Here is an 8,660-nt window from a genome sequence, read left to right as displayed (position 1 = left end):
GCTTCACAGGCCCCTGAGCCGTCCGGTCCTCGCGGATCTCGAAGTCCAATGCATCCCCTGAACTGGGGTGTTGCAACGACTCCTAGAACCCAAGGGGGCGGGCCGGGCCCTCACTCGAGACCACGGCCGCCGTCCCTCCCCGGGTTCACCACGAGTCCCACCAACCCCACCGGCCCTACCAGCCCCACCGGCCCCACCTGGCTCCGCCCGACCCGCACCCCGCCCGGCCGGAGCGCGACCGGTCCGGCCCCGGGAACGCCGGAAGCCCCTGGCCGCACGGGGGACGACCAGGGGCTTGCGTACCGGACTACGGGTGGCGGGCCCTCACGGGTTCAACGCCAGCACCACGTACCCCGCCAGCACCGCCAGGTGCACCGCGCCCTGGAGCGGGGTCGCCCGGCGCGGGATGACGGTGAGGGTGAGCAGCACGATCGTCAGGGTCAGCAGCACCATGTGCGCCGGGTCGAGGCCGAGGACGAGCGGGCCGGGGAGCCAGCTGGAGGCGATCGCGACCGCCGGGATGGTCAGGCCGATGCTGGCGAGCGCCGAGCCGAGGGCGAGGTTGAGGCTGGTCTGCACCCGGTTGCGGACGGCCGCGCGCAGCGCCGCGATGGTCTCCGGCAGCAGCACCATCATGGCGATCACCACGCCGACCACGGCGTGCGGGAGGCCGGCATCGTCCACCGCCTTCTCGATGGTCGGCGACACGCCCTTGGCCAGGCCCACCACCGACACCAGGGCGACGGCCAGCAGCAGCAGGCTGACGCCGGCGGCCCGGATGGTGGGCGGGGAGGCGTGCTCCTCCTCGTCCAGCACCCGGCCCTCGGGGGTGACGGGCAGGAAGTAGTCCCGGTGCCGGACGGTCTGGGTGGCCACGAACAGGCCGTAGACCACCAGCGAGGCGGTGGCCGCGAAGGTGAGCTGGGTGGTCGAGAACTGCGGGCCGGGCGAGCTGGTGGTGAAGGTCGGCAGGACGAGGCTGAGGGTCGCGAGGGTGGCGATGCAGGCGAGCGCGGCGCCGGTGCCCTCGGCGTTGAAGACGGCGGTCCGGTACTTGACGGCGGCGACCACGATGGACAGTCCGAGGATGCCGTTGCAGGTGATCATCACGGCGGCGAAGACGGTGTCCCTGGCCAGGGTGGAGGACTTGGCCCCGCCGTCGGCCATCAGCGTCACGATCAGCGCGACCTCGATCACGGTGACCGCCACCGCCAGGACGAGCGATCCGAAGGGCTCCCCCGACCAGTGCGCGATGACCTCGGCGTGGTGCACGGCGGACAGCACGGCGCCCACCAGGAAGCAGGCGACCACCGCCACCACCCAGCCGGGCAGCTCCTCGTGCCAGGTCAGGGCAAGGACGAGGAACGACACCACCGGAATGATGACGGTCCATTGCGCGGTAACGGCGCGGAGCTTCGTGATCATGCCGCCGAGGATCCCAGACCGCAGCCCCGTCACCCGGGTGCCCGCGCCGGGGATGCGTATGGATGTGGCATAACTCATCCCGTTTTGGCGCTCACCCACCGTAGTCATGAAGATACCGAAGCGCTTTGTCGACATGTTGCCGAAGCCGTTCGGGGAGACCGCCGGTCAGCAGCTGGTGGGCGATCACGCCGAAGGCCCAGACGCCGGCGCGGGGGCGCACTGCGACGCCGCGGGCTCCGGCGTGCTCGGGTCACCGCTCGAGCGGGACGTGGTCGGGCGAGCCGAGCGGCGGGGCGCAGGCGCGGGTGCCCTCCAGCTCGGCGGTGAGGCCGAAGCCGGCGATCTTGGCGGTGCCGTCGGGCATCGGCGGGACATTGGCCGGTTTCGGGTCCCCGTGTACCCAGCCGGCCCGGTGCATGCGGGTCGGTCCGGCGCAGACCTCGGTCAGGATGCGCTCGGCGCCGGGCACCGCCGTACCGGGCCCGGCCTCGGCGAGCAGGTCCTGGAGGCTGCGGGCGGCACACTCCATCACGAAGGCGACGGCACCGTCCAGCGCGGGGTGGTCCGGGTCCTCGACGGTGACCACGGCGAGGGTGCGGCGGCCCCACCCGGGCCCATCCGCAGCAGGGCGGGGGCTCCGCCCGGCGGCGCCATCTCGGGCCCCGGGGCGGGAAGTTGCACGATGACCGTGCCCAGGCGGCACCTCCGTGGGATCGGCTCGACGACATCCGCCCCATTCGCCCCGGAGGCAAACCCGCCACCCGGACGGGCGAGGAGACTCACGAACTGATCGTCCGTCAGGACGGGAGTTGTCCGTGCGCTGAACGAATGCCGAATGGTTGCAGGATGTAGTTGAACGGTCACCATGAGTGTGACGCAACGCACACACGCGGCCTCCACGATGTGTGCAAGACTCATCTCAAGGAGTGAGATTCCCTTAATTTCCAAGGAGGTTCGCATCATGCGCGCTCGGATCGCAGCTGTGGCATTGGCGGCAGCAGGGATCACCGCCCTGGCCGCAGCTCCGGCGACAGCCGCCACCACCACGACCGGAACCGACGCCGCGGTCTGCGCGTCGGTGCTCAACCGGCCCTGCATCTCGCACCAGGCCGACGGCGAGGGCATCGTGGGCGTCGCCCAGGTCAGCGCCGACCCCGGTCAGTTGACGATGGTTCGGGTGGACGTCCGCACCCAGTCCGCCTGGGGCAGCCCGTGGGAGACGGTCGCCACCGCGACCACCGTGCAGTTCGGCTCCGCCAAGGCGGTCACCCCGCGGGTCACCGCGACCGCCCCGCGCGTGATCTGCGCGACCGCCGGCCCCGCGCTGGACGTCACCAAGCAGAGCACCACCTGTACCAACCCGTTCTGACCGCGGGGCCACCGAGGCACCGCACCCGCCACCCCCACCACGCCGTCCGTACGACCGGGCAGCCGTCCGGACGGCCCGGGGGCGGGAAGCAGTGAACAGCAGGACCAACGGGGCCGTTCGGCCGGGACCTCCCCTCCCGGCCGAACGGCCCCCACCGTTCCCACCAGGCAGAAGGCGCGACAGTCGGAAGATCACCCGGGTCCGGCCCCGGGTGGACCTGGGGCACCCCCACACGGCAAACTGGTCTAGACCTCGGAGGTCTAGACCTCAGACTCGCCTCAGAACGGTGGACCCAGTATGGAAATCGTGATCGTCCCTGACGCCCGTGCGGCCGGCGAACTCATCGCCGCGGCGATCACCGATCTGCTGACCGACAAGCCCGACGCCCTGCTCGGCGTGGCGACCGGCTCGACGCCGCTGCCGATCTACCAGGCCCTGGCCGAGCGGGTCCGCGACGGCCGGCTGAACGCCGCCGAGGCGCGCATCTGCCAGCTGGACGAGTACGTCGGCCTGCCCGCCGGCCACCCGGAGTCCTACCGCTCGGTGGTGCTGCGCGAGGTCGTGGAGCCGCTCGGCCTGACCGAGGAGTCCTTCCTGGGCCCGGACGGCAACGCGTCCGACATCGCCGCGGCGGCCATCGCCTACGACCGCGCGCTGACCGAGGCCGGCGGCGTCGACCTCCAGCTGCTCGGCATCGGCACGGACGGCCACATCGGCTTCAACGAGCCCTGCTCCTCGCTCTCCTCCCGGACCCGGATCAAGACCCTCACCCGGCAGACCCGCGAGGACAACGCCCGCTTCTTCGACAGCATCGACCAGGTCCCGCACCACGTCATCACCCAGGGCATCGGCACCATCCTGGAGGCCCGCCACCTGGTCCTGCTGGCCACCGGCGAGGCCAAGGCCGAGGCCGTCGCGCTCTCCGTCGAGGGCCCGCTGTCCGCGGCCGTCCCCGCCTCCGCGCTCCAGCTGCACCCGCACGCCACCGTGGTGGTGGACGAGGCCGCCGCCTCCCGCCTCAAGCTCGCCGACTACTTCCGCGACACCTACGCGGCCAAGCCGGCCTGGCAGAAGCTCTGATCGTTCCGACAGTCCTGAGCGTTCCGACGGCTCCGAGCGTTCCGACGCCGTGACGGCCGGGGCGCCGGCCACCGAATCCCCTCGGTGGCCGGCGCCCCGGCCGTTTGCCAGGTGCTTCGGCGCCTGCGGAGCCGGTCGGTGTTCGCCCGCCCGGCAGCGCCGGGCCGCGCCAGGCCGCGTCGGGCCCAGCCGAAAGGTTTCGGCGGGGCCCGACGCGGCTGCCCGGACGCGGCCGGTAGGCGCTACTTGCAGGTGACCAGCAGGCCGAGGACGGCGCTGCAGCTGCGGGTGGCCCGGCTGGTGGCGGGCGACGGGTCGGCGGGCACCCCGGCGGTGCGGGCCACGGTGACGTCCCAGCTGCGGAGCAGCGAGAACAGGCCGACCGTGATCGAGAAGTGCCGGGTGGTGCTCGCGCCCTTGGCCAGCGGCGCGGTCAGCGCGCAGCCGAGCTTCCCTCCCGCGATCGTGCAGTCGCCGGAGGTCGCACTCAGCCCGGCGGGCAGGTCGGCGGCGACGGTGGCCGTGGTCACCGGGTCGGGGCCCTGGCCGGTGAGGGTGAGGGTGTAGTCGACCCGGCTGGAGAGCAGCCCGGTCACCGGGGTCGCGGTGAGGGCGACGCCCAGGTGGGCGGCGGGGGCGGTGTAGGTGAAGCGGTCGGCGGCGACGACGGCGCTGGTGCCGCCGGGCGCGGTGACCCGGACGTCCACCGGCCCGGTGACGGTGGTGGCGGGGGCGGTCGCGGTGCAGCTCGCCTTGGTGCAGCTGAAGGAGGTGGCGGCGCCGGCCGCGCCGAAGGTCACGCCGGTGGCCCCGGCCAGGTCGGTCCCGGTGATGGTCACCGCGGTGCCGCCCAGCCCGGAGCCGCCGTTCGGGCTGATCGCGGTCACGTCCGGCACCGGGAGCGGGAAGTTCACCACGTCGACGGCGTTGCCGGTGAAGTCGGCGAGGTAGCCGTGCCGCCCGTCGGCGGTCAGGGCCAGGCTGTACGGGCTCGCGCCCACCGGGACGGTCGCGGTGACCGTCCGGCTCGCGGTGTCCACCACGCTGAGGGTGTTGTCGGCGTAGTTGGAGACGTAGGCCGCCGCGCCGTCCGGGGAGAGGGCCACGGCGTAGGGGCCGGAGCCGACTGCGACGGTGCCGAGGACCGTGCCGGCCGCGGTGTCGATCACCGCGGCGGTGGCGTCGTCACCGTCGGCGGCCCACAGCCGGGTGCCGTCCGGGCTGAGCGCGAGGCCGAAGGCGCTGTGGCCGACCGGGACGGTGCCGCTCACCGTGCCGGCCGCGGTGTCGACCACGGTGACCGCCTTGGCGCCGGAGGCGGCGACGTACAGCCGGGTGCCGTCCGCGGAGAGGGCCAGTCCGTGCGGTTCGGCGCCGACCGGGACGGTCGCGGTCACGGTGGCGGACGACGTGTCCAGCACGCTCACGGTGCCGGCGGCGGCGTTGCTCACGTAGGCGCGGGAGCCGTCCGGGGAGAGGGCGAGGCCCCAGGGCTGGGCGCCGACCGGGACGGTCGCGGTGACGGTGTCGGTGGCGGTGTCCACGACGCTGACGGTGTTGTCCAGGTGGTGCGTCAGGTAGGCCCGGTGCCCGTCGGGCGAGACGGCCACGGCGTACGAGCCCGTCCCGGCGGTGAAGGTACCGGAAACGGTGTTGCTCGCGGTGTCCAGCACGCTGACCGCGCCGCTGCTCTGGCTGGTCACGTAGGCGTGGCCGCCGTCCGGCGTCAGCGCGACTCCCGCCGGGTACGGCGCCACCGCCACGTGCGCGGCGACGCCCGGCGGCGGCGTGACGGCCTCGGCCGTCGCGGGCAGTGCCAGCAGCGCGGCCGTGGTCGCGGTTATCGCGGCCACGGCCGTCCGGGTACGGCGGGGTGTGCGGGCTGTTCTCACGGATCTCTCCAGCTGCTCGGCGGTACGAACGGTGCGGATGTGGTGGTGTTCGGAGCCGGGGGAAGCGTAAGAGCCGCCCTGACATTCCGTCAGGGAGTGATTACTAATGTCGCCAACTGTTCAGATTCGATCGCAAGCACCCCCGGCGAACCGGTGTGTCGAGGGTCTCGATCGAAGTCGTGCAGAAAATTGGAGTCGGAGACTCGCATTCGATAGCGTTTCGAACGTGAGGCTGACCAAGAGCACCGACATCGCCCTACGGATCGCCATGCGACTGGCCGTCCTGGACGAGGGCGACACCCCGACCACCCGCGAGGTGGCCGAGTCGGTCGGCGTGCCGTACACCCACGCGGCGAAGGTGGTCAGCCGGCTGCAGCACATGGGAGTGGTGGAGGCCCGACGCGGTCGCGGCGGCGGGCTGACGCTCACCTTCGCCGGGCGGACCGGTTCGCTCGGGCTGCTGCTGCGGGAGCTGGAGGGGGTCGGCGACGTGGTCGGCTGCGAGGACGATCCGCCGTGTCCGCTGCGGGCCGCGTGCCGGCTGCGCGGGGCACTGCGGGGCGCCCAGGAGGCGTTCTTCGCGGCGCTCGACCACCTCTCGGTCGCCGATCTGGTGGCCTCCCCCACCGGTCCGGTCCTGCTCGACCTGACCACCGCACCCACCGGGGCCGCCGGACCCACAGGCTGATCAGCCCACCCGGGGCCGCGTACCACCCTGCGGCCTTTAATACGCATCTCAGATACCAATGAGGAGCCGTCTGATGCTGTCCGCGAAGTCCGCCGAGGTCATCGAGGCCACCCTGCCCGTCGTGGGCGCCGCCATCGGTGACATCACCCCGCGCTTCTACGACCGGATGTTCGCCGCGCACCCGGAGCTGCTGCGCGACCTCTTCAACCGGGGCAACCAGGCCAACGGCAGCCAGCGCGAGGCCCTGGCCGGCTCGATAGCCGCCTTCGCCACCGCGCTGATCGCCGACCCGGACCAGCGGCCGGACGCGATGCTCGCCCGCATCGCCCACAAGCACGTCTCCGTCGGCATCGGCAACGACCAGTACAAGATCGTCCACGAGCACCTGTTCGCCGCCATCGTGGAGGTGCTCGGCGAGGCCGTCACCCCCGAGGTCGCCGCCGCCTGGGACGAGGTCTACTGGCTGATGGCCAACGCGCTGATCGCCATCGAGGACCGGCTGCGCGCCGAGGTCGCCGCCGGCGGTGACCCGGCCGACCTGTGGCGCACCTACACCGTCGTCGCCCGCGTCCAGGAGACCGAGGCCGTCACCACCTACCTGGTCCGCCCGACCGACGGCCGCCCGGTGCCCGCCTTCCGCCCCGGCCAGTACGTCTCGGTGCGCACCGAACTGGCCGACGGCGCCCACCAGATCCGCCAGTACAGCCTCTCCGGCGGCGCCGACGGCGCGCTGCGCTTCAGCGTCAAGCGCGAGGACGGCGGTGAGGTCTCCGGCCACCTGCACGACCACCTGAAGGCCGGCGACTCCATCGAGCTGGCGCCCCCGCTGGGCGACATCGCCCTGGCCGACGGCGACGGCCCGGTGCTGCTCGCCTCCGCCGGCATCGGCAACACCCCGATGACCGCCATGCTCGACCACCTGGCCGCCACCGGCTCCACCCGGCGGATCGTCTCCGTCCACGGCGACCGCGACCAGCTGAGCCACGCCTTCCGGGCCGAGCTCGCGCAGCTCACCAGCGCGCTGCCGAACGCCACCTCGCACGTCTTCTACGAGCAGCCGCTCGGCGAGTGGCCGGCCGAGCGCACCGGCCTGGTGGACCTCTCCACCGTCGAGGTCCCGGCCGGCACCACCGCCTACCTCTGCGGCCCGCTCCCCTTCCTGCGCGCCGTCCGCGAGCAGCTGCTGACCGCGGGCGTCCCGGCGGCGGACATCCACTACGAGGTGTTCGGCCCGGACCTGTGGCTCGGCGCCTGAGTCCCGGCCCCCGGGCCTGAGCCCGGGGCTCGGCACCCGAGGTCCCACCGCGGCACCGGTCCGCTCGGTACGATCACGAGCGGACCGGTGCCGCTCGGCGTCCGGCACCGTCCGTGCGCGCGTACGTCCGTACGTCCGCCGGGAGTTCGACAGGAGTTCGGCAGCAGTTCGGCAGGAGGGAGCCCGGATGCGGGTCGCGCTGTTCGCCACCTGCGTCAACGACGCGCTGTTCCCCGCCACGGCGGTGGCCACCGTCCGGGTGCTGGAACGGCTCGGCGTTGCGGTGGACTTCCCCGCCGGGCAGACCTGTTGCGGGCAGCCGCAGTACAACACCGGCTACCGCAGGGCCTGCGAGCCGCTGCTCCGACGGACGGCGAGGGCCTTCGCCGGGTACGACCACGTGGTGACGCCCTCGGGATCCTGCGTGGCGATGGTCCGGGACAACTACCCCCGGATCGGCGCCAGGGCCGCCACCGAGGGCCGGGGCACCGAACTCGCCGACCTGGCCACCGCGCTGGTGCCCCGAGTGGTCGAACTGACCGAGTTCCTGACCGACGTGCTCGGCGTCGAGGACGTCGGCGCGTACTTCCCGCACACCGTCACCTACCACCCGTCCTGCCACGGCCTGCGCCTGCTCGGCCTCGGTGAGCGCCCGCGCCGGCTGCTGGGCGCCGTCAGGGGCCTGGAACTGGTCGAGCTGCCCGGGGCGGAGGAGTGCTGCGGCTTCGGCGGCACCTTCGCGGTCAAGAACGCGGCGGTGTCGGCCGCCATGGCCGAAGACAAGACCGCCCACGCGCTGAGCACCGGCGCCCGTGTGCTGTGCGGCGCCGACAACTCCTGCCTGCTGCACCTCGGCGGCACCCTGCGCCGCCGGGGCGCGCCGCTGCGGCCGCTGCACCTGGCGGAGATCCTGGCCAGTACCGAGGAACACCCCTGGAGGCCGTCGTGAGT

The 8,660-nt window shown here is 73.0% G+C and carries 8 protein-coding genes; 5 read left to right on the top strand and 3 right to left on the bottom strand.

The window, feature by feature from the left end; translation table 11 throughout:
• Positions 1–324: 324 nt before the first annotated feature.
• Positions 325–1,425 carry a calcium:proton antiporter gene (locus ACWDBE_RS28180; RefSeq protein ID WP_449793614.1) on the bottom strand — a complete coding sequence of 367 codons (1,101 nt, stop codon included), beginning with the start codon at positions 1,423–1,425 and terminating at the stop codon, positions 325–327.
• A gap of 250 nt (positions 1,426–1,675) precedes the next feature.
• Entirely contained in the window at positions 1,676–2,011 is a 336-nt protein-coding gene (locus tag ACWDBE_RS28175; RefSeq protein ID WP_449809449.1) for a hypothetical protein, read from the bottom strand.
• Positions 2,012–2,386: 375 nt separating this feature from the next.
• Between ACWDBE_RS28175 and ACWDBE_RS28170 the strand changes: the two genes are divergently transcribed.
• Positions 2,387–2,794, top strand: a complete 408-nt coding sequence (locus tag ACWDBE_RS28170; RefSeq protein WP_449793616.1) for a hypothetical protein — start codon at positions 2,387–2,389, stop codon at positions 2,792–2,794.
• A 297-nt stretch (positions 2,795–3,091) separates the two neighbouring features.
• Positions 3,092–3,874 carry a glucosamine-6-phosphate deaminase gene (nagB, locus tag ACWDBE_RS28165; protein ID WP_449793617.1) on the top strand — a complete coding sequence of 261 codons (783 nt, stop codon included), beginning with the start codon at positions 3,092–3,094 and terminating at the stop codon, positions 3,872–3,874.
• 242 nt (positions 3,875–4,116) lie between these two features.
• On the opposite strand, the gene ACWDBE_RS28160 is transcribed toward nagB, so the two are convergent.
• The gene (locus ACWDBE_RS28160; RefSeq protein WP_449809448.1) at positions 4,117–5,727 is read right to left on the bottom strand and encodes a YVTN family beta-propeller repeat protein; all 1,611 of its coding nucleotides are present in this window, start codon (positions 5,725–5,727) and stop codon (positions 4,117–4,119) included.
• Positions 5,728–5,992: 265 nt separating this feature from the next.
• On the opposite strand from ACWDBE_RS28160, the gene ACWDBE_RS28155 reads away from it, so the two are divergent.
• From ACWDBE_RS28155 to ACWDBE_RS28145, 3 genes are all read left to right on the top strand, one after another.
• On the top strand, positions 5,993–6,454 hold the full coding sequence (locus tag ACWDBE_RS28155) for an RrF2 family transcriptional regulator (protein ID WP_449790703.1): 462 nt from the start codon (positions 5,993–5,995) through the stop codon (positions 6,452–6,454).
• A 73-nt stretch (positions 6,455–6,527) separates the two neighbouring features.
• Positions 6,528–7,709, top strand: coding sequence for a globin domain-containing protein (locus ACWDBE_RS28150; RefSeq protein ID WP_449790702.1), 1,182 nt, complete (start codon positions 6,528–6,530; stop codon positions 7,707–7,709).
• Positions 7,710–7,896: 187 nt separating this feature from the next.
• Positions 7,897–8,658 carry a (Fe-S)-binding protein gene (locus tag ACWDBE_RS28145; RefSeq protein ID WP_449809447.1) on the top strand — a complete coding sequence of 254 codons (762 nt, stop codon included), beginning with the start codon at positions 7,897–7,899 and terminating at the stop codon, positions 8,656–8,658.
• Positions 8,659–8,660 lie beyond the last annotated feature (2 nt).

This window comes from Kitasatospora sp. NPDC001132, assembly GCF_053598415.1.
Note: the sequence above shows the minus strand (reverse complement) of the source record. Positions and strands in the feature narration are given on the sequence as shown.